General features: G+C 65.5%; 21 protein-coding genes and 1 riboswitch. Of the genes, 3 read left to right on the top strand and 18 right to left on the bottom strand.

What is annotated here, in order from left to right; all coding sequences use genetic code 11:
* Positions 1-13 precede the first annotated feature (13 nt).
* From ACCQ07_RS03875 to ACCQ07_RS03840, 8 genes are all read right to left on the bottom strand, one after another.
* A complete protein-coding gene (locus ACCQ07_RS03875; protein ID WP_005910961.1) occupies positions 14-106 on the bottom strand; it encodes a potassium-transporting ATPase subunit F in 93 nt (30 codons plus the stop codon).
* 448 nt (positions 107-554) lie between these two features.
* On the bottom strand, positions 555-1,907 hold the full coding sequence (gene xopI, locus ACCQ07_RS03870) for a type III secretion system effector F-box protein XopI (RefSeq protein WP_071118646.1): 1,353 nt from the start codon (positions 1,905-1,907) through the stop codon (positions 555-557).
* A gap of 224 nt (positions 1,908-2,131) precedes the next feature.
* Complete coding sequence (locus ACCQ07_RS03865; protein ID WP_031421074.1) at positions 2,132-3,712, bottom strand: CocE/NonD family hydrolase; 1,581 nt, start codon at positions 3,710-3,712, stop codon at positions 2,132-2,134.
* A gap of 387 nt (positions 3,713-4,099) precedes the next feature.
* Positions 4,100-5,074 (bottom strand): thiamine-phosphate kinase, encoded by a 975-nt coding sequence (gene thiL / locus ACCQ07_RS03860; RefSeq protein WP_031421072.1) that lies wholly within the window; start codon positions 5,072-5,074, stop codon positions 4,100-4,102.
* Positions 5,075-5,184: 110 nt separating this feature from the next.
* Positions 5,185-5,664 (bottom strand): transcription antitermination factor NusB, encoded by a 480-nt coding sequence (nusB, locus tag ACCQ07_RS03855; protein ID WP_003490336.1) that lies wholly within the window; start codon positions 5,662-5,664, stop codon positions 5,185-5,187.
* Positions 5,661-6,125: a 6,7-dimethyl-8-ribityllumazine synthase gene (gene ribH / locus ACCQ07_RS03850; protein WP_003490334.1), complete on the bottom strand. Its 465-nt coding sequence runs from the start codon at positions 6,123-6,125 to the stop codon at positions 5,661-5,663. Before ribH ends, nusB begins: the two co-directional genes overlap by 4 nt.
* 289 nt (positions 6,126-6,414) lie before the next feature.
* Complete coding sequence (ribB, locus tag ACCQ07_RS03845; RefSeq protein WP_011346403.1) at positions 6,415-7,554, bottom strand: 3,4-dihydroxy-2-butanone-4-phosphate synthase; 1,140 nt, start codon at positions 7,552-7,554, stop codon at positions 6,415-6,417.
* Positions 7,551-8,153: a riboflavin synthase gene (locus tag ACCQ07_RS03840; RefSeq protein ID WP_005920959.1), complete on the bottom strand. Its 603-nt coding sequence runs from the start codon at positions 8,151-8,153 to the stop codon at positions 7,551-7,553. The genes ribB and ACCQ07_RS03840 overlap by 4 nt, the downstream gene beginning before the upstream one ends.
* A gap of 168 nt (positions 8,154-8,321) precedes the next feature.
* A riboswitch (FMN riboswitch) is annotated at positions 8,322-8,500 on the bottom strand.
* A gap of 219 nt (positions 8,501-8,719) precedes the next feature.
* Between ACCQ07_RS03840 and ACCQ07_RS03835 the strand changes: the two genes are divergently transcribed.
* Positions 8,720-9,343, top strand: coding sequence for a hypothetical protein (locus tag ACCQ07_RS03835; protein WP_372363809.1), 624 nt, complete (start codon positions 8,720-8,722; stop codon positions 9,341-9,343).
* Between the two features lie 96 nt (positions 9,344-9,439).
* On the opposite strand, the gene ribD is transcribed toward ACCQ07_RS03835, so the two are convergent.
* The 5 genes from ribD to ACCQ07_RS03810 form a co-directional block, all read right to left on the bottom strand.
* Positions 9,440-10,549 (bottom strand): bifunctional diaminohydroxyphosphoribosylaminopyrimidine deaminase/5-amino-6-(5-phosphoribosylamino)uracil reductase RibD, encoded by a 1,110-nt coding sequence (gene ribD, locus ACCQ07_RS03830; RefSeq protein WP_014089376.1) that lies wholly within the window; start codon positions 10,547-10,549, stop codon positions 9,440-9,442.
* Positions 10,542-11,030, bottom strand: coding sequence for a GNAT family N-acetyltransferase (locus tag ACCQ07_RS03825; RefSeq protein ID WP_057682144.1), 489 nt, complete (start codon positions 11,028-11,030; stop codon positions 10,542-10,544). Before ACCQ07_RS03825 ends, ribD begins: the two co-directional genes overlap by 8 nt.
* Positions 11,027-11,551, bottom strand: coding sequence for a transcriptional regulator NrdR (gene nrdR, locus ACCQ07_RS03820; protein ID WP_003490311.1), 525 nt, complete (start codon positions 11,549-11,551; stop codon positions 11,027-11,029). The genes ACCQ07_RS03825 and nrdR overlap by 4 nt, the downstream gene beginning before the upstream one ends.
* 102 nt (positions 11,552-11,653) lie before the next feature.
* Positions 11,654-12,907, bottom strand: a complete 1,254-nt coding sequence (gene glyA / locus ACCQ07_RS03815) for a serine hydroxymethyltransferase (RefSeq protein WP_008576774.1) — start codon at positions 12,905-12,907, stop codon at positions 11,654-11,656.
* A gap of 197 nt (positions 12,908-13,104) precedes the next feature.
* Positions 13,105-13,602 (bottom strand): RcnB family protein, encoded by a 498-nt coding sequence (locus ACCQ07_RS03810; RefSeq protein WP_008576772.1) that lies wholly within the window; start codon positions 13,600-13,602, stop codon positions 13,105-13,107.
* A gap of 224 nt (positions 13,603-13,826) precedes the next feature.
* On the opposite strand from ACCQ07_RS03810, the gene ettA reads away from it, so the two are divergent.
* Complete coding sequence (ettA, locus tag ACCQ07_RS03805) at positions 13,827-15,488, top strand: energy-dependent translational throttle protein EttA (protein WP_005910999.1); 1,662 nt, start codon at positions 13,827-13,829, stop codon at positions 15,486-15,488.
* Between the two features lie 187 nt (positions 15,489-15,675).
* Positions 15,676-16,014: a hypothetical protein gene (locus ACCQ07_RS03800; protein WP_008576771.1), complete on the top strand. Its 339-nt coding sequence runs from the start codon at positions 15,676-15,678 to the stop codon at positions 16,012-16,014.
* A 168-nt stretch (positions 16,015-16,182) separates the two neighbouring features.
* Here the strand turns inward: ACCQ07_RS03800 and fghA are convergent, their stop codons facing one another.
* The 5 genes from fghA to ACCQ07_RS03775 form a co-directional block, all read right to left on the bottom strand.
* Complete coding sequence (fghA, locus tag ACCQ07_RS03795; protein ID WP_372165219.1) at positions 16,183-17,013, bottom strand: S-formylglutathione hydrolase; 831 nt, start codon at positions 17,011-17,013, stop codon at positions 16,183-16,185.
* Between the two features lie 59 nt (positions 17,014-17,072).
* Positions 17,073-17,648 (bottom strand): S-(hydroxymethyl)glutathione synthase, encoded by a 576-nt coding sequence (gene gfa / locus ACCQ07_RS03790; protein ID WP_029818656.1) that lies wholly within the window; start codon positions 17,646-17,648, stop codon positions 17,073-17,075.
* A gap of 68 nt (positions 17,649-17,716) precedes the next feature.
* Positions 17,717-18,826: an S-(hydroxymethyl)glutathione dehydrogenase/class III alcohol dehydrogenase gene (locus tag ACCQ07_RS03785; RefSeq protein ID WP_122273278.1), complete on the bottom strand. Its 1,110-nt coding sequence runs from the start codon at positions 18,824-18,826 to the stop codon at positions 17,717-17,719.
* A 66-nt stretch (positions 18,827-18,892) separates the two neighbouring features.
* Entirely contained in the window at positions 18,893-19,168 is a 276-nt protein-coding gene (locus ACCQ07_RS03780) for a metal/formaldehyde-sensitive transcriptional repressor (protein WP_005911021.1), read from the bottom strand.
* A gap of 327 nt (positions 19,169-19,495) precedes the next feature.
* The gene (locus tag ACCQ07_RS03775; protein WP_039417284.1) at positions 19,496-19,834 is read right to left on the bottom strand and encodes a hypothetical protein; all 339 of its coding nucleotides are present in this window, start codon (positions 19,832-19,834) and stop codon (positions 19,496-19,498) included.
* Positions 19,835-19,936: the final 102 nt, after the last annotated feature.

The raw sequence follows: 19,936 nt of genomic DNA, 5'->3' as shown, positions 1-19,936 counted from the left end.
AGGCGCACTCGGATCAGAAGTCTTCGGGCCGCAGCACCACGTACAGCAGGTACGCAGCAGCAACGAGTACGGCCACACCGCACAACAGGGACAACCAGCCAGGCATGTCGATCACTCCCCCGAACGCGCGCACGGCGGCGCGATAAGTGCGATGTGCAACGGCGTAGGCGGCGTGTGCGTGCCAACATGGCAAAGCGCTGCAGCACCGTGCGCGCAGCGCCGATGGAGCAGACAGGTCAAGGGATGCATCGGGATCGTCCACGGCGGAACCGCTCCGCCAACCTGCGCAGTCTCTGCCTGGGCCGCGTAAAGTCGCTATGGATCTGCCGCCGGCGCTGCGTAAAGTCCGCATAAAATGCGCGGGCCAGCGCTGCGCCTCAACCAGATGGCCCGCCGCGCGTTCCGACGGTTGGCTTGCCTGGCTGCGCCGGCTGCAGGCACGCAGATGGCAGCGACGCTGCGAAGTTCCATCTGCTCAAGGGTCGCGCCGGACAGGGGGGGCTCCAGGCAAGCGCGTCCGCTGCGTGACCAGACCACACTCAATCAAACAGTGCTCACATGTCCATATACCTGCGCGACACAGTCGCAAGCATCATGCTGGCCGTGGCGATCGCGTCGTCGCATCTGGCGATAAGTTCAGCGGCCTGGTTCGGGATCGCAGCAGCCTGCGCACGGACGGCGGCAATGACCGGTATCTGCTCGCTCGGGAAGAGGCTCGCCGCCGCTGCAAGCACATCAAGGCTGCACAGGTAACGCACCGCGGCAGGCTGGTGCGGCAACGCCCCAGCCAACCGCCTCAGCACCGCAGCGCCGCTCTCTGTGCTGTCCAATGCGTGCACGGCGCGCGTCAATTCCCTGAAGGCAGCCTGGCGCACTCCCGGATCGGGCAGTCTGTTCAACAAGGCCACCAGGTGGGTCAAGGCTTCGGCTCCATCGCCGGAACGCGCGAGGTGCTCGGCAAGCTGCGCATACGCTTGCTGGAATCGATGGATCGGCTCCAATCCGACAAGATGCAGGCGTAGGGTCACCTCTGCCAGCAGGCGTGGGCCGCTCTGGAGTGCAGCAGCCTCGGTGATCGCCAGGTTGACTGCCTCCTCGGGCAGATGCCTGATCGCCGATGCCAGCAAATTAAACGGAAGCGCTCCGCCGATGCCTCCGGCAGCGCCACCCTGGGCCGGAGCCGCAGCGCCTTGCGGCCCTGGCTCACCATCACCTTGCACGCCCCCTGCATCAGCCTCTGCGACTGCCCCTATGTGGCCAACGTGCGCTGCTCCGGCAGCAGCCTGCAGCGCTTGCCGGCGCGTAGCAATCAAACTGGGCAAGATTGCATGGAACGCGAGCGCGCGCAGGTCCTCGGGCAAGCATCCCAGGTCATCCGTCAAGCGCGCCACCACGCGAAATGCCATGTTCCCGGAATGGCGGGTGGCGTGATTCAACACCGCGGTAAACGCCTCAAATCGCTGCGCCTGCGGCAATGATGGAATCCGCGCTGCAAGCCTTCCGTATCCGCGCAATATCTGCTCGCTGCGATCCTCATCGTCCGGGTAGGGGAAATGCGCCACTTCGTCCAGGGCGACACGCATGCTTTCTGCACTATGGACGTCCCCGAACTCCAAGCTCGGGTCATAGCGCGGCCTCGCTGTCAGGAACGCTCGCACATCCCTGGTGTCTTCCGCCATCTGCCGCGAGACGCTGCCCAGGCGCACGAGGCTGCGCGGTCCACACCGCTGCGCAATCTCGCGGCGTAGATCATTCGGCAGCGCAGATAGCCCGTCGAACGTCTCGGCACGCCGGGGTGGCACTGTGCTTGAGTCGACGACTCCTTGACTCGCCGAAGCCTGCGACGTCTCCTGCGTTTGGCTGGTTGACGCCACAGCGTGCGGCAGACCGGTTCGGGTGATCGGCATCTCGGGTCTCCTGCGGTGTGCCGCAGCAGCGGCATCGAGTTAGGCTTCGTGCGTACTTTCCCGAAAGCGACCTCGTGTCCGCGCGCACAGCCAGAAATCGCGTTCGCCTGGGCGAACGCGACGTGACCGATGCAGATGCGGGTTCGGCGGCTGGCACGCCACCCGCCGCTGTTCGCCAGTCTCGCGGCGGACGATCTGGGACGATGCAGATACGGCGTGCTGCCCTACCGAAGCGGCACGTTCAACACGGAGGGCGCTGCAACTGGCGAGGTGAATGTCACCGTGCCACCGCCCTCGCTGGCATCGGTGTAGCGCGCGTCGCGGGTGTCGATCACCAACACCAGTCGCTGCCCTGCGGGAATCTCGGTTGCCGCCGCCTGCAGTGGCCAGTCCAGGGTGACTGCACGGCCCGGTGTGGAATTGCGCAACGAGTACGGCGCATGCGTGATCAGTTGCGCGACGCCCAAGCCATCCATGCGGTACAGATACGCGAACAGACTGACGTTGGACTGACTGGGCACCACTGTCACGCGTAGCGACGGGCTACCGGCCAGGCGCCGGGTGCTGGTCGATGGCGAGCCGACCCACACGGCGGCACCGGCGCGGTTGACCAGCGGAATCGAGGTGCTCACCGGCAGGCCGATGCCTTGCAGCAAACCGCTGACCAGCACCACCCCGGAATCGGCCACGGTCGGCACGTCGGTGGCGATGCGCGATTGCCACCCGCTGAACGTCCCGCCGGTCAATCCACCGGTGGGGGTCAGCAAGCTGGCTGGTGCGGACAGACCCAGCTGCGTGGTTGCCTGTTGCACCGATGCCCAGTCCGGATAGTCCAGCCATTGCCCGGCACGTGGCGACAGCCGCACCGGTGCTTCGGCATCTACGCCATTACGGAGTTGCTTGAGATGGCGATCGAACCAGCGCGTGGTCGCGGTATAGATCTCATTCGGCAATCCCAATGCACCAGGCAGCTCTGCGGTGGCGTGATCGCCCTGGCTGAGCAGCAGTTGTTTGGGGCCACGCAACTGGTTGAAGAACGCGATGGTCTGGTTCGGCGGAAACAGGCCGTCGTTGAAGGCATTACCCAACAAGACCGCGGTCCCACGCGCGTTGAGCGCTGCCACATCGGTCGCAGGGCTGCGCGAGGCGGCCTGCGGCAGGAAGCCCTGCACCGCGCCATCGTAATCGCCTTGCGCCACGCGTGCGCCGATCTGCGCCAGATCCGGGCCGGCCCGGCCGGTGAGTGCGCCCGCACCCACCAGCAGGCCGACGCCCTGCTGGCTGACGGTGCGATTGGAATATAGCGCCGCTTCCAGATCGGCCCAACCGCTGAGCGCAGCCACCGCCTTGATCCGCGGGTCGCGCTCGGCTGCCAGCAGGCTGATGCCCGCCCCGTACGAAATGCCCGACGCACCGATCGCATTCGGGTTAGCCGGCGTATGCGCCAACGCCCAGTCGATCACCGCGCTGACGTCTTCCACCGTGTCCGGCCCGGCGATATCGATCTGCCCGGCCGAATCCCAGAATCCACGCGAGGTATAGCTGACCACCACGTAGCCGTCGCTGGCCAGTTGGGTGGCGCGCCCCAGATATTCCAGATTGGGCAACGACCAACTGGCCGGCATCACGATCAGCGGAAACGGCCCGGCGCCCTGCCCTTGCGGCACCAACACCAATGCGCCCATCTGGGCACCGTCCCAGCCGGGAATGCGTTCATAGGTCTTGCTGAAGGCGCCTGCCACGGCCGACGCCGATGCCAACAGCAACGCCAGTGCGGCGATGCTCCCGATCCAACGCTTGCTCATGCTGCTGTCTCCCACGCGAGGCCAGGCCGGGATGGCCCAGCGGCAACTGCGATGCATCCGTGGTTCGGGGGAGAACGGGGCGAACGTACCAGACGGTACGGTATGGCTCAAGGGCCGGGATTCGGGATTCGGGATTCGGGATTCGTTGCTTGCGCAAGCGGGAGCGGCCGGGCAAACCGGTTCGCTGCCTTCTCCCGCTCGCGGGAGAAGGTGCCCGGAGGGCGGATGAGGGCTGGCAGCACCCGTTGTTTCCAATGCGCTCCACCCAACTTCGCAGCAGGCGCCACCGCCGCCTCCACTACGGCACCCAACGATCAGCGCAGCAGCATCGTCTCAGCGCAGCGCACCGGCACTGCCCGCATCCACCGCACGCTCCAACCCCACGCCTCAGCCGACGAAATGCTGGTAGCCGCGCTGCGGTGGGTGCCAGGGGTTGCCCTCGGCGTCGTGTACCACCACGCCGGGCGTGGCGACAATCTGGCCGATGCGCGTTGCAGCCACCGTTGCAAATTCCATTGCCTGCGCCACGGCATCGCGGTGCTGCGGCGCGGCGGTGAAACACAACTCGTAATCGTCGCCACCGCCGAGTTGCCAGCCCAGGCACTGCACCACGTCGATTCCGGCACTGCGCGGCATCGCCGGCAAGGCCGCGAGCACCAGGTGCGCACCCACGCCGCTGCGTTCGCATAGATGCCCCAGATCGGCCAGTAGCCCGTCGGAGATGTCCACGCAGGCATGCGCAAGCCCGCGCAGGCGCAGCCCCGCCTGCACGCGGGGCTGCGGACGCAGCAGGCGGCCGCGCCAGCGCTCGTGCAACGGGTCGGCCGCCGCGCAGGTCACATCCAACTGGCCGGCCTGCCACAACGCCAACGCGGCGGCGGCTTCACCCGGCGCGCCGGTCACCCACACATCATCGCCAACGCGCGCACCATCGCGCCGCAGCGCGGCGCCCGGCGGCAGGCTGCCGATCGCAGTCACCGCGCACGACAACGGCCCGCGCGTGGTGTCGCCACCGACCAGCACAATGTCGTGTGCATCAGCCAGCGCGAAGAAGCCATCGGCAAAGCCATCCACCCATGCCGCATCGTCGTGCGGCAACGACAACGACAAGGTGCACCAACGCGGTTGCGCGCCCATCGCCGCCAGATCGGAGAGATTGACCGCCAGGGTCTTCCAGCCCAGATCGTCAGCGCGCGTCTCGTGCGGAAAATGCACGCCTGCATTGAGCGTATCGGCAGTGATCGCCAACTGTTCACCGGCCGGCGGCTGCAGCAACGCCGCATCGTCGCCAATGCCCAGCGGCACATCGGCACGCGCTGCAATGCGCGCACGCAGACGGGCAATTAGATCGAATTCGGGCATGGCGACGGGAATCGGGAAAAGGGAATCGGAAATCGCAAAAGCGCCTCAGTGAGGTATCGGAAACGGTGCTCTTACGATTGCCTTTCCCGACTCCCCAGTTCCCGCGGCGCTCAGGCGCCGCTGGCGCCCGACTCCACCTTGCGCCACTCCACCGCGGCGCGGTCCAGCACCCCGTTGACGTAAGTGTGGCCGTGCTCGGAGCCGAAGCGCTTGGCGGTTTCGATCGCTTCGTTGATCACCACGCGGTACGGCACATCCTGGCGGTACAGCAATTCGTAGGCGGCCAGGCGCAGCACGGCGCGTTCGATCGCATCGACCTCTTCCACGCTGCGATCCAGGTACGGCGTCAGCGCGGTATCCAGCTCGGCGCGGTTGCTCAGCACGCCTTCAACCAGGTTCTCGAAGTACGCCAGATCGGCCACTTCGTGCGCCTGCTCGTGCGCGAACTGGGCGATCACCTGCTTGGCAAAACCGCCGGAGATCTGCCAGGCATAGACCGCCTGCAAGGCGCGTCGACGTGCGCGCGAGCGCAGCACCGGGTCGATGCCGTCGCGACGGCCGTGGCGCGAATGCCCACCGGGCTTGCTCATGGCAACAACTCCATCAAATTCACCAGTTCCAGCGCTGCAAGCGCGCATTCCTCGCCCTTATTGCCGTGGCTGCCGCCGGCACGGGCTTCGGCATCTTCCACGCGTTCGACCGCCAGCACGCCATTGAGCACCGGCACGCCGGTCTGCAGCTGCACGCTCATCAGGCCTTCGGCACACAGGTCGGCCACGTGCTCGTAGTGGCGGGTATCGCCACGGATCACGCAGCCCAGCGCGATGATCGCGCCGTGCTGGCCGGACTGCGCCACGCGATTGGCGGCGATCGGGATCTCCCAGGCGCCCGGCACGCGGATCACGTCGATGGCGTCTTCGCCGATACCGTTGCCGGCCAGGCTCTGGCGCGCGCCGGCAACCAGCACGTCGGTGATGCGGGCATTCCAGCGGCTGGCGATGATCGCAAAGCGCGCGGTGGTGGGGCGAAGATCGCCTTCGTAGTGGGTCATGCGGGTCGGCAACTCGAGGGGGCGGGAAGTTTAACAGCTGCCGGGCCCAGGCCTGGCCGACGCGTGTGGGCCGGGTCGGCCAAAGCAGACCCGGCCATGCGTTTCAGCAACACGGGGCGTGGCGAATGGCCCACTGCGCAAACGGCCGGGGGCGGGCCACGGCTGGAACCGGTAGCCGGCCCCGGGCCACTTCAGCGCCGCCACACGCAGCGCGCAGCTGACAGCCGCGCGCCGTCAGCTAACTGACAGTCCAGACCAACGGGACCGGCCAAGTGAGCTCGCAGCCATCTCAGGGAACGGCAGACGGCGGCACCGAGCGCACGCCTTCACCGGGGTGGCATTCCAGATACTCAACCACCTCCAGCCCGAACCCGGCCAACCCCACCTGGCGCCGAGGGGTGCCCAGCACGCGCAACTTGCCCAGGCCGAGGTCGGCCAGGATCTGGGCGCCGGCGCCGTTGCGCCGCCACTGACTCACGTCCTTGGCATTGGCGGCCGCTTCGGGCTGCTGGCGCAGCCGTGCCAGCAGCGATTCGCTGTCGCGTGGCGCCGACAGCACCACCATCACGCCCTGCCCTTCGGCGGCGATCGCGCGCAAGGCGTCGGTGGCTGCCACGCCGAAGTCATCGCGCTGCCAGTGCAGCAGGTCGGCCAACGGGTTTTCCACCTGCACGCGTACCAGCGTCGGCGTCTGCGGATCGGCGCGACCGCGCACCAGCGCAAAGTGCAGGTCGTGCGCGATGCGGTCGCGGTAGGTCACCAGCTTGAACGGACCGAATTCGGTGGTGATCTGCCGCTCGTCCACGCGCTCGACGGTGTGCTCATTGGCAAGCCGATATGCGATCAGGTCGGCGATCGAGCCCATCTTCAGGCCATGCTCGCGCGCGAACACTTCCAATTGCGGGCGGCGCGCCATGCTGCCGTCCGGGTTGAGCACTTCCACCAGCACACCGGCCGGTTCCAGCCCGGCCAGCATCGGCAGGTCGCTGGCCGCTTCGGTGTGGCCGGCACGGGTCAGCACGCCACCGGGCTGGGAGATCAACGGGAAAATATGCCCAGGCTGGCTCAGATCCTGGGGCCGGGCATCCGGGCGTACGGCGGTACGCACGGTGTGCGCGCGGTCGTAGGCCGAAATGCCGGTGGTCACCCCTTCGGCCGCTTCGATGCTGACAGTGAAGTTGGTCTGGAACTGCGCGGTGTTGTTGCGCACCATCGGCGCCAGACCCAGCTGCGCGCAGCGCTCGCGGGTCAGCGACAGGCACACCAGCCCGCGCGCGTGGGTGACCATGAAGTTGATGTCAGACGGCTTGACCAACTCGGCGGCCATGATCAGATCGCCTTCGTTTTCGCGGTCTTCGTCATCGACGATGACCACCATGCGCCCGGCGCGCAGTTCTTCGATCAGTTCCGGAACGGGTGCGAAATTCATGCTGCCCCCCGCGTGCCGAGCAGGCGTTCCACATAGCGCGCCACCAGATCGATTTCCAGGTTCACCGCCGCACCGACCGCAGTCTGCGCAAACGCGGTGTGGGCCACGGTATGCGGAATCAAGGCGACCTCGAAGCCGTCTTCGTCTACGTCATTGACGGTGAGGCTCACGCCGTCCACGCAGATCGAGCCCTTCTTGGCCACATAGCGCAACACCGACGCCGGCGCAGCAAACCGCCAACGCTGCGCACGTGCATCGTCATGGACCGACTGCACCTGGCCCAGGCCATCCACATGTCCGCTGACCAGGTGCCCGCCAAGCCGGTCGGTAGGCCGCATCGCGCGTTCCAGATTGAGCAGTGCGCCCTCTGGCAACGCGCCCAGGGTGGTCAGCGACAGCGTTTCGGTCGAGGCATCGGCCTGAAAACTGGCCGCGTCGAATGCGATCACGGTCAGGCACACGCCATTGACCGCGATGCTTTCGCCCAACTGGACCGCTTCGAACGGCAGCGTGCCGGTGGCGAAGGTGAAGCGCACATCGCCGCCCTGCGGCTGACGCGCGGCCAGTTGGCCGACGCCTTCAATGATGCCGGTGAACATCAGCGTGCCCCCGCTTGCAGCAGCACGGCTGCCGTGACGGAGCGCTGGAAGGCCGCGGCACAGCGCGGCTGGTGGTGCATGGACATTAGTCGTTTCTCGCAGGAGTTGAGCGAAAAACGCCGCAAGGCAAAGCAAACAGGCGCGCGCGCAGCCGCAAGGCCGCGCGTTGGCCGTCTTCTTTCATCCGGACTATACCGTCGGCTCCGGCATCGGACCGGATCTGCTGACCTTGCCCGGCAGGCGTTTGGCGTTGATCCGCTCAACCCTGGAGTGCAAGCGCTCGCGGGCTCGCACGCTTGCGCATGCCTACCGCCGGTGGGGAATCGCACCCCGCCCTGAAGACGTTCGTGAGTACCGGCGAACCGGTGCGCAAAGTTTAACAGGGCACATCGAAGCAATGGCCGAGCGTGGGCCAAGGCTGGCAGGACACTGCGTCATGTCGGGAAATCCCCCATAGCCAGGATTGTGAAGGATCTGTTAATTTACGCGCCGCGACGGGAGACGTCGTTCTTTTCCACCTTGCAACGAGGTGGAGACACGGACATCAATTCGGAGAGAGACATCCAATGCGTAACACCCTGATCATGGCTGCCATGCTGGCTGCCGCACCGTTTGCCGCTTCTGCGGAAGGCCTGAGCTACAACTACGTCGAAGGCGGCTGGAACCGTACCGAAATCAGCGTCAATGGCGATTCGGACGATATCGACGGCGGCTACATTCGCGGTTCCTGGCAGATTGCCCAGCCGGTCTACCTGTTGGCCAGCTATGAGCGCGCCAACAAGGATTTCAACCTCGGTGGAGGCTTTGTGCTCGAGGGCACGCTGCAGCAGGCCACCTTGGGTATCGGCTACCGCCAAGAAATGACCGAGCGCGTGGAGTTCACCGCCGACATCAGCGTATTGCGCGCCAAGGTCGAATCCGACCTGCGCCTGCGCGGCCGTTCGGTCGACGATGCGTCGGACTCGAGCAACCTGGGCTTCGCCAACCTGGGCCTGCGTGGCAAGCCTTCGCCGCGCACCGAAGCCTGGATCAAGGCCGGTTACATCGACGGTAGCGACGTGGACAAGGGTGAGTTCGTCGGCACCCTGGGTGGCCAGGTCAACTTCACCCGCACCTGGGGCCTGGTCGCCGAAGCGCAGTTCGTCGACAACGCCAACCAGTACAAGGTCGGCGTGCGCGCGAGCTTCTGATCGGCGCCTCGCAGATACACCAAGGCCCCGCATGCGGGGCCTTTTTTTATGCGCGCAACAGCACAGCCGCGCAGCATCGCACGCGCCATGCAGCTCTCACCCGGCAACAGCCGGCGCATAGCGCAGACGCAGATCCTGCCCCAGCTGGCGCACATCCAGCAGCTGCAGTGCATGTCGCCGCGCCATCGTTTCGATGCCAAGGCCAGCGACCAGCGGCCTTGCGGTGTCGCCCAGCAACACCGGCGCCATGTAGACCAGCAATTCGTCCACCAGTCCGGCCTGCAGTAGCGCACCGCTCAGCATGGCGCCGGCTTCCACGTGGACTTCGTTGATGCCGCGCTCGGCCAGCAGCGCCAGCACCGCCGCCAGATCGAAGCGTCCAGCTTGCAACGGCATCGCAAGGAACTGCGCATCGTCCAGCGAAGGTGCGGCCACATTTTCGCCATGCAGATACAGCGTTGGCGCATTGCCCTGACGAATGTTCCTGCACGCCAACGTCCGCAGCCCTGCATCGAGCACCACGCGCAGCGGTGGCACGACCGGCATGTCCTCGCCCAGCCGCACCGTCATGGATGGGTCGTCGGCCATCACCGTACCTGCACCGGTCAGGATCGCGCCAGCACGTGCGCGCCAGCGCTGCCCATCGGCACGCGCGCGACTTCCGGTAATCCATTTGGATTCACCGCTTGCCAGCGCCGTCCGTCCGTCCAGGCTGGCGCCGAGTTTGACCCGCAGCCACGGCCGCCCACGCTCCACCCGCGACAGAAATCCCTGGTTGAGCGTGCGCGCCTGCGCGTGCATCACGCCGCTCAGCACTTCGATCCCGGCCTCGCGCAGCAGCGCAAACCCGCCGCCATTGACCTGCGGAAACGGGTCGGCCATTGCTGCAACCACACGCGCAACGCCGGCATCGATCAAGGCCAGCGCACATGGCGGGGTACGCCCATAGTGCGCGCATGGCTCCAGCGTCACGTACGCGGTGGCACCGCGCGCCAACTCACCCGCTGCACGCAGCGCGAAGACTTCGGCATGCGGGCCGCCGGCACGTTGATGAAAGCCCTCGCCCACGCAGACGCCATCGCGCACGATGACGCAGCCCACCATCGGATTGGGCCGGGTGGTGTAGGCGCCGCGCTCGGCCAGACGCAACGCCTGCGCCATCCAGCGATGGTCGTCGGCGCTGGCGGTCGTTGTGGCCTCACGCATTGCGTTGCACTCCCGGCGTAATGCGCATCACCACGATCTGCATCGGGCCCAGCAGGAACCCGGTATGTATCTGCCATCCTAGGCGCTGGTAGAACGGCGCCAAGCCCGGCTGGCAATACAGGTATAGCAGCGGCACGCCCAGCTGCGCGGCGGCCTGCACGCAGTGTGCGACCAACGCCTCGCCGATGCCCTGCCCGCGCGCCTGCGGCTGCACGTACAACGACGCCAACCACGGCGACCATTGCCGGATGCGTGCGTCCTCGTTTTCGAGCAGGCTCACCGAGCCCAGCCACTGCGTTTGATCCAGCGCCACCCAGGTCGTGGGAATGACGCCATCGCGCGTATGGCTGCGCAGTTCGCTCAGCGCCTCATCGATGCTCCACTCCGGCAGCAGCGCGCCGAAGGCCTGTAGATGCGCTTGCGCAATCGCAGGCAGGTACTGCGGCGTTTGCGCAACGCAGGCGATGCGCATCGCGCTCATCGCTTGCCGGGTTTGCCGGCGCGTTCCAATGCCGCTTCCAGCAGCGGCAGTTGTTCGCTGCCGACCGGCAGTTCGCGTTCGAGCTTTTCGATTTCCTCGCGGAAGTCGGCAACGTCCTGAAAGCTGCGATACACCGAGGCAAAGCGCACATAGCCGACATGATCGAGCTTGCGCAGCTCCACCATCACGTATTCGCCTACCCGCAGCGAACCCACTTCGCGCTCGCCGGACATGCGCAGCTGATGCACCACCGCGCGCACCGCCGCCTCGATCTGCTCTTCGGCCACCGGCCGCTTCTGCAGCGCGCGGTCGAAGCTGGTGCGCAGCTTGCGTGCATCGAACGCCTCGCGTCCACCATCGCTCTTGACCACGGTGGGCAGCTTCAGCTCGATCGTTTCCAACGTACTGAACCGCTCGCCGCACGCCTCGCACTCGCGGCGCCGACGGATCGTCGTGCCGTCTTCGGACACCCGCGAATCGATCACGCGGGTATCGTTGTGCTGGCAGAAGGGGCAATGCATCAGACGTCCGGGATTTGGGATTGGGGATTGGGGATTGGCAACAGCACAAGCAAGGACGCGCCGTTAGCGCATCCCGATTCCCGAATCACCAATCCCGGCACCTTAGCCATACACCGGATAGCGCTTGCACTGCGCGGTCACGGCATCGCGCACCTTCGCCAGCACGGCTTCGTCGGTTGGCGCGTCGAGCACGTCGGCGATCCAGTTGGCCAGGTCGATGCTGTCCTGTTCCTGGTAACCGCGCGTGGTGATCGCCGGGGTGCCCAGGCGCAGACCGGAAGTGACGAACGGCGAGCGCGGGTCGTTGGGGACCGAATTCTTGTTGACGGTGATGTGCGCCTTGCCGAGCGCAGCTTCGGCGTCCTTGCCGGAGACATCGCGACCGATCATGTCCACCAGCATCAGGTGGTTCTCGGTGCCGCCGGAGACGATCTTGTAGCCGCGCGCAATGAGGGTATTGGCCATCGCCTGGGCATTCTTGATCACCTGTTGCTGATAGGTCTTGAACGCCGGCTCCAACGCCTCCTTGAACGCCACCGCCTTGGCCGCGATCACGTGCATCAGCGGGCCGCCCTGGATGCCGGGGAACACGATCGACTGCAGCTTTTTCTGCAGCTCTTCGCTGGCACCCTTGGCGACGATGATGCCGCCGCGAGGGCCACGCAGTGTCTTGTGCGTGGTCGAAGTGACCACGTGCGCATGTTCCATCGGGCTCGGGTACACCCCGGCGGCGACCAGCCCGGCAATGTGCGCCATGTCCACGAACAGATAGGCGCCGACGCTGTCGGCGATGGCGCGGAAGCGGGCCCAGTCGATCTTCTGCGAATACGCGGAGAAACCGGCCACCACCATCTTCGGCTTGTGCTCGGTTGCCAGGCGCTGGACCTCGTCGTAATCGATCAGGCCCTGCTCGTTGACGCCGTACTGCACCGCGTTGAACAGCTTGCCAGAGACGTTGACCTTTGCGCCGTGGGTCAGGTGGCCGCCATGCGCCAGGCTCATGCCCAGGATGGTGTCGCCCGGCTGCAGCAGCGCCAGATACACCGCCTGGTTGGCCTGGGAACCGCTGTGCGGCTGGACGTTCGCGTAATCGGCGCCAAACACCTGCTTGATGCGGTCGATCGCCAGTTGTTCGGCAATGTCGACGAACTCGCAGCCGCCGTAGTAGCGCTTGCCCGGATAGCCTTCGGCGTACTTGTTGGTCAGCTGGCTGCCCTGCGCTTCCATCACCAGCGGGCTGCAATAGTTTTCGCTGGCGATCAGCTCGACATGATCCTCCTGGCGGCCGGCTTCAGCAGCGATGGCCTTGGCCAGTTCGGGGTCGTAGGTTTCCAGTCGGACATCGCGCGAGAACATTCCAAGCTCCGGGGCAGCTATTGCCAGTAGGGTCGCCGATTGTAAGCCCCTGCCGCACGGGTGACCAATCGCGCAGCCGGCGCCGCCCGTGTGCCCGCACTGCGCACATGACAAAGGCGCACCCGACGATGCGCCTTTGCGTGATGACCGGCTTGATTGCCGGTCGCGGCCGGGGACGACCCGGCAGCCGCGCCACGTTAGTTGTTGAGCACCAGGTCGGCAATGATGCCGGTGGCGATGGCCACCAACAGCAGATTGCCGCGGTCGTCGCGCTGCCAGCGGTAGCCGTACGGCGGGCGGCGCAGGTCGTAGCGGTCGTAATCGTTCACCACATAGACCGGGCCGTGGTAGCGCTGGCCACGGGCCCAATACGGACGCGGCGGCGGGCCGGCGCGGTAGTACGCGGGGCGATCGTAGACGTAGACGCGATTGCGGTCGTAGCGGCGGTCCTGGTAGCGGGCATCGCGATAACCCTCGCGATAGCCGTTGCTGTAGTAGCGGCGGTCCTGGCGCCACTCGCGACGGTCGTCACGGCGGGCGTCGCGCCAGTCTCTTCGATGATCGTGGCCATGGTGACGGTCATGGCCGCGGCGATCGTGGTCGCGGTCCCAATCCCCGGCGAACGCCGCAGGTGCGAAGGCACCGAGCGCCAGGATGGAGGAAAGCACAACGGTAACGATGCGTTTGCGGTTCATGACAGTTCCTGTTCGCGGTGTCGTAATTTCATTAAGGGGCGGGCCGCCTTAACGCATTCTTGCTGGAATCGATTACGAAAAAGCCTATTCAGGTCGAAAGTAAGGTGCGGTTTAGCTGCAAGGGTGCTGCCGCGGCTCAAGCCACTTGCCCGTATAATTGGCGCAACCCCTTTTCCGCTGCCTCCGGCCTCGGCCGGCGGGCTGCCTGCGTCCACGGAGCCCCCATGTCGCAATACATCTACACCATGAACCGCGTCAGCAAGGTGGTCCCGCCCAAGCGGCAGATCATCAAGGACATCTCGCTGAGCTTCTTCCCGGGCGCCAAGATCGGCCTGCTGGGCCTGAACGGCGCGGGCAAGTCCACGGTACTGAAGATCATGGCCGGCGTGGACACCGATTTCGAGGGCGAGGCGCGCCCACAACCGGGCATCAAGGTCGGCTACCTGGCGCAGGAACCGCAACTCAATCCCGAGCACACCGTGCGCGAGGCGGTGGAAGAAGGCGTGGGCGACGTGCTGCAGGCCCAGGCCGCGCTGGATGCGGTGTATCTGGCCTATGCCGAAGAAGGCGCCGATTTCGACGCGCTGGCCAAGGAGCAGGAGCGCCTGGAGGCGATCCTGGCCGCCGGCGATGCGCATACGCTGGAAAACCAGCTGGACGTGGCGGCCGATGCGCTGCGCCTGCCGCCGTGGGACGCCATCGTCGGCAAGCTCTCCGGCGGCGAAAAGCGTCGCGTGGCGCTGTGCCGCCTGCTGCTGCAGAAGCCGGACATGCTGCTGCTCGACGAACCCACCAACCACCTGGACGCCGAGTCGGTGGAATGGCTGGAGCAGTTCCTGGCGCGCTACACCGGCACCGTGGTGGCGGTGACCCATGATCGCTACTTCCTCGACAACGCCGCCGAGTGGATCCTGGAACTGGACCGCGGCCGCGGCATTCCGTGGAAAGGCAACTACACCGACTGGCTGACCCAGAAGGACGAGCGCCTCAAGCAGGAAGACAACCAGGAAAAGTCCCGCCAGAAGGCGATCCAGAAGGAACTGGAATGGTCGCGCCAGAACGCCAAGGGCGGCCGCACCAAGGGCAAGGCACGTCTGGCCCGCCTGGAAGAACTGCAATCGGTCGATTACCAGAAGCGCAACGAAACCAACGAGATCTTCATCCCGCCGGGCGAGCGCCTGGGCAACGCGGTGATGGAGTTCAAGAACGTGTCCAAGAAGTTCGGCGACCGCCTGTTGATCGACAACCTGTCGATGATCGTGCCACCGGGCGCCATCGTCGGCATCATCGGCCCCAACGGTGCCGGTAAGTCGACCCTGTTCAAGATGATCACCGGCCAGGAAAAGCCGGACTCCGGCGAGATCGTGGTCGGACCGACCGTGCAGCTGTCGTACGTGGACCAGAGCCGCGACGCACTGGAGGGCAACCACAACGTATTCCAGGAAATCGCCGGCGGCCTGGACATCCTCAACATCAACGGCATCGAAATCCAGTCGCGCGCCTACATCGGCCGCTTCAACTTCAAGGGCCAGGACCAGCAGAAGATGGTCGGTTCGCTGTCCGGTGGTGAGCGCGGTCGTCTGCACATGGCCAAGACCCTGCTGCAGGGCGGCAACGTGCTGCTGCTGGACGAACCGTCCAACGACCTGGACATCGAAACCCTGCGTGCGCTGGAAGATGCGTTGCTGGAATTCCCCGGCAACACCTTCGTGATTTCGCATGACCGCTGGTTCCTGGACCGTATCGCCACGCACATCCTGGCCTTCGAAGGCGATTCGCACGTGGAGTTCTTCCAGGGCAACTACCGCGAGTACGAAGAAGACAAGCGCCGCCGCATGGGCGACGACGCCGGCCCGAAGCGTTTGCGTTTCAAGGCCTTGAAGTAAGTCGTCGTAGTTCCAAAGAAAAGGCGCCGAAAGGCGCCTTTTTTGTGTGCGGAGTCAGCGGACGGAGACTTGGCTGTTGGCTGCTGGCGCCGTCCACCTGCGCGTGTGGAGTCCCCTGCCCGCCCGTCGACGGGATGCTCACTTGCGCTGCACTACCGTGCCGGCGTCATCCATCTGAGCCTTGCATATGCCTGTCAGCTATTCGATCAGCCTGCCCGATCCCAAGCTCGCCCGTGGCAGTGCGCCCTCGGTGAGCTTCACCGCCAATGGCGCCGAGGCCTTTGCCGAGCAATTGCAGGCAGCTTTGCGCGATCCGGCGTGGTTCGACCGTTGGCGCCAGCTACAGACCGACCCCGACGAAGTGGATCCCAGCCTGGGCATCACCGACCCGGCAGCGACGGTCACCGGCAAGCAGCACGACCTGCGCATCGATCTGGTTGCAACGACAAGCATTCCCGGCGACCTGTTCAAACAGCGCATGCAGGCCCTGGCTGGCTCGCACTGGGAACTGCGCGACGTTCGCTGAACTGCACTCCGTCATGTGTCGGCGGCGCTGGCAGTGCCCAGTGCCGCCGATGGCAGAGCGGGCGAGTGACGCCACTCAGCCAAACGTGACGCCACGCACTGCGTCGGCGTGGCCCCTGCCCCTCATCCACCGGACTGCATCTCCAACGGCATACGCCAACAGCGGCACTCAACCACGCAAGGCCGCAGCATGATGCGCAATGTGCTCGCCAATAAAGCTTGCGATGAAGTAGTAGCTGTGATCGTAGCCGGGCTGCAGCCGCACCGTCACCGGGTAGCCGGCGGACCTGGCTGCATCTTCGAACACTACGGTTTTCAGCTGGGTTTGCAGAAATTCATCGGCATCGCCCTGATCGATGAGCAGCGGCAACCGCTCCTGCGCGTCAGCAATCAATGCAGTGGCATCGTAGGCTTTCCAGGTCGTACGGTCGTTGCCCAGATACTGGCCAAATGCTTTCTCGCCCCACGGCACCTGGCTGGGCGCCACGATTGGCGAAAACGCCGACACGCTGCGATAGCGGCCCGGATTCTTCAATGCGATGGTCAACGCGCCATGCCCACCCATCGAATGGCCACTGATCGCACGCGCACCGGTGGTGGCAAAGGTCGCTTCAATCAAGGCCGGTAATTCGTTCACCACGTAATCGTACATGCGGTAATGCGCCGCCCATGGCGCTTGCGTGGCATCGACGTAAAAGCCCGCGCCCTTGCCGATGTCGTAACCGTCCGCATCGGCCACATCCTCGCCCCGTGGGCTGGTGTCGGGCGCAACCAGGATCACGCCATGCTCGGCCGCATAGCGCTGCGCGCCGGCCTTGCTGATGAAATTCTGTTCGGTACAGGTCAAACCGCTCAGCCAATACAGCACCGGCAACGGGCCGTTGGCGGCCTGCGGCGGCAGGTAAATGCCCACCTGCATGCTGCAGTTCAAGGTGTGCGACTGATGCCGATAGACATCCTGCCAGCCGCCGAAGCAGGCGCGGTGTTCGATACGTTCCATGAAGATTCCTTACGAAGAGAAAACCCTGCAGCCGGATCGCCGGCTGCAAGGTTGGACCATCAATGCAACAGACCCTTTTTGCGTGCCACGTGCGCCGACAGGGCATCCATCAACGCCGGCGAAAGGCAGTCGTAGGGCGGCAATCCCAGTTCGGTCAGGCGCGTGCGTATGCCATCCATCTGCTCCGGCGGCGTGCCGGTTTCGATGATCGACGAGACGAACGCGGCAAAGCCCGGTGCCGACCAGCCCTGTTGTTTCGACAACTCGGTGTGCACAAAATCCAGACCGTAGAATGCGTGGTCCTTGTTTTCGATCCGCCCATACAGATGCACGCCGCAACCGGTGCACGCATGGCGCTGGATCGTCGCGCTTTCGTCGACGATCTTCAGCTTTTCCCGGTGCGCGGTGACCTTGACGTTGTCGCGCGGAACCACCGCCACCACCGAGAACTTCGCGCCATCGGGTTTCCAGCATTTACTGCAACCGCAAGCATGGTTATGCGCGGTCTGCGCAGACACCTCGACGGTCACCTTGTCGCTGGCGCAGTGACATTCAAGCGTGCCGCCTTGAAAATCTTCTGCACCACCTCGCGCAACACCATCATCTACCGAAGGATGAATCGACACGTTAGTCATCACGCTCCTCCCGGAGTGTCGGGTACCACGTGCGCGGAAGCGGCCGCGCGCCGCTCCTGGCCGCCTGGTCAGAAATGGATCACCGTGCGGATCGACTTGCCCTCGTGCATCAGGTGGAAGGCCTCGTTGATCTCTTCCAACGGCATGGTGTGGGTGATGAATGGGTCCAGGTCGATCTCGCCCTTCATCGACTGCTCCACCATGCCCGGCAATTGCGTACGTCCCTTGACGCCACCGAAGGCGCTGCCGCGCCACACGCGACCAGTCACCAGCTGGAAGGGACGCGTGCTGATTTCCTGGCCGGCGCCAGCCACGCCGATGATGACGCTCTCGCCCCAGCCCTTGTGGCAGCACTCCAGCGCCGAACGCATCACGTTGACGTTTCCGATGCATTCGAAGCTGAAGTCCACGCCGCCATCGGTCAACTCGACGATGACCTCCTGGATCGGCGTGTCGTAGTCCTTGGGGTTGATGCAATCGGTGGCACCCATGCTGCGCGCCAGGTCGAATTTGCCCGGATTGGTGTCGATGGCCAGGATGCGCCCGGCCTTGGCCTGCACCGCGCCCTGGATCACCGCAAGACCGATGCCGCCCAGGCCGAACACGGCAACACTTTCGCCTGGCTTGACCTTGGCGGTGTTGTGCACCGCGCCGATACCGGTGGTGACGCCGCAGCCGAGCAGGCAGACCTTCTCCAGCGGCGCCTCCGGATTGACCACGGCCAACGAAATTTCCGGCACGACGGTGTATTCGCTGAAGGTGCTGCAGCCCATGTAGTGATAGATCGGCTCACCGTTGTAGGAGAAGCGCGTGGTGCCATCCGGCATCAGGCCCTTGCCCTGGGTGGCGCGCACGGCCTGGCACAGGTTGGTCTTGCCGGACAGGCAGAACTTGCACTTGCGGCATTCGGCCGTGTACAGCGGAATGACGTGGTCGCCGACCTTGACGCTGGTCACGCCCTCGCCGACTGCCTCGACGATGCCGCCGCCTTCATGCCCGAGCACCGACGGGAAGATGCCTTCCGGGTCGTCGCCGGACAGCGTGAAGGCATCGGTGTGGCACACGCCGGTGTGGGTGATGCGGACCAGCACTTCCCCGGCTTTCGGCGGCGCGACGTCGATTTCGACGATTTCCAGCGGCTTGCCGGGTCCGAATGCGACTGCTGCACGGGATTTCATGGGATGACGCTCCTGACGATGAGGTTCGAGGACGGGGGCGCGACAAGCGCCGACCCGGTGGGAGATTTATTTGAGGTAGGACCGGACCAGACCGAGCAGATCCTGCACCCGCTCGGCGCGTTGCGCATCGGATGCGGCGGCGTGCCCGAAATCTTCACGGATATGCGCTTCAAGCACCTGCGACATCAGCCCGTTCACGGCGCCCCGGATCGCGGCGATCTGCTGCAAGACCGGAGCGCAGTCCGCGCCCGCCTGCAGCGCCCGCTCCAGCGCGTCGCATTGCCCGCGCAGCCGGCGCACGCGTGCTAGCGCTCGCTTTTTCTCGTGCGGCGAATGCGGCATGTCAGCTCCAGCAAAATACTGGGGGGCAGTATATGGATTGTTTCGAAAAAAGCTATGGCCAGCGGCCCGCCGACCGTGGTCTTGTCGAGCGCGATGACCGCCACGCGTTGGCACATGGCGCGATGCCCCCACTGCCGCCGGTGGCACGGGGATAAAGAGCCCACCTGTTAGCCGCAGTGCAGCACGCACATTGCGCAGACGTGGCGACGCCTCGCACGTCGCAGGCGCCCCAGGCACCCAGCGCAAGGATTGTTGCGCGCCATTGCCGCAGCACCGGCCCCTTCGATCATCCCGACCGTTGCCGACCGCTGGGGTGGAGTCCCTGCCTCAGCGCCGGGGCTGGAACGGCGGCGGCGGCGGAGCGAATCCTGCGGCATCCAGACATTGCGCCAGCAACTCGGGCGGCAGGTCCGGCGAAGGCGCCTGCGGGAACGGCGCTGCGCTGCCTTCGGCGGTCGCGCACGCCTGCAGCGCTGCGTCGAATTCGGAATCGTCTGGCGGCAGGCCAGGCGGTTCATCTGCGGCATCCGGTGCGTCGAATGGGTCGCTATCGAAGGGTGGCGGCGGTGGCGGTGCCACGCCCCTATGTACCAGGCAGCCGTCGCCGATTCCCCGATCCTGCCGCTGCGGCGCAGCGCGGTGCGCGACGTCGGCAGGCGGCGGCATTGGGATCACATCGTGTTCCGGCGCACAGGGCGGTAACGCATCGATGATTCCTGCACCCGGCGGTGGCGGTGGCGGTGGCGGTGGCTCGCGATGCGCGTAGGG

Source organism: Xanthomonas sp. NCPPB 3583 (assembly GCF_041475715.2).
GTDB classification, from domain to species: domain Bacteria; phylum Pseudomonadota; class Gammaproteobacteria; order Xanthomonadales; family Xanthomonadaceae; genus Xanthomonas; species Xanthomonas euvesicatoria.
The sequence above is the reverse complement of the archived record's forward strand: the minus strand, read 5'-3'. Positions and strand labels throughout refer to the sequence as shown.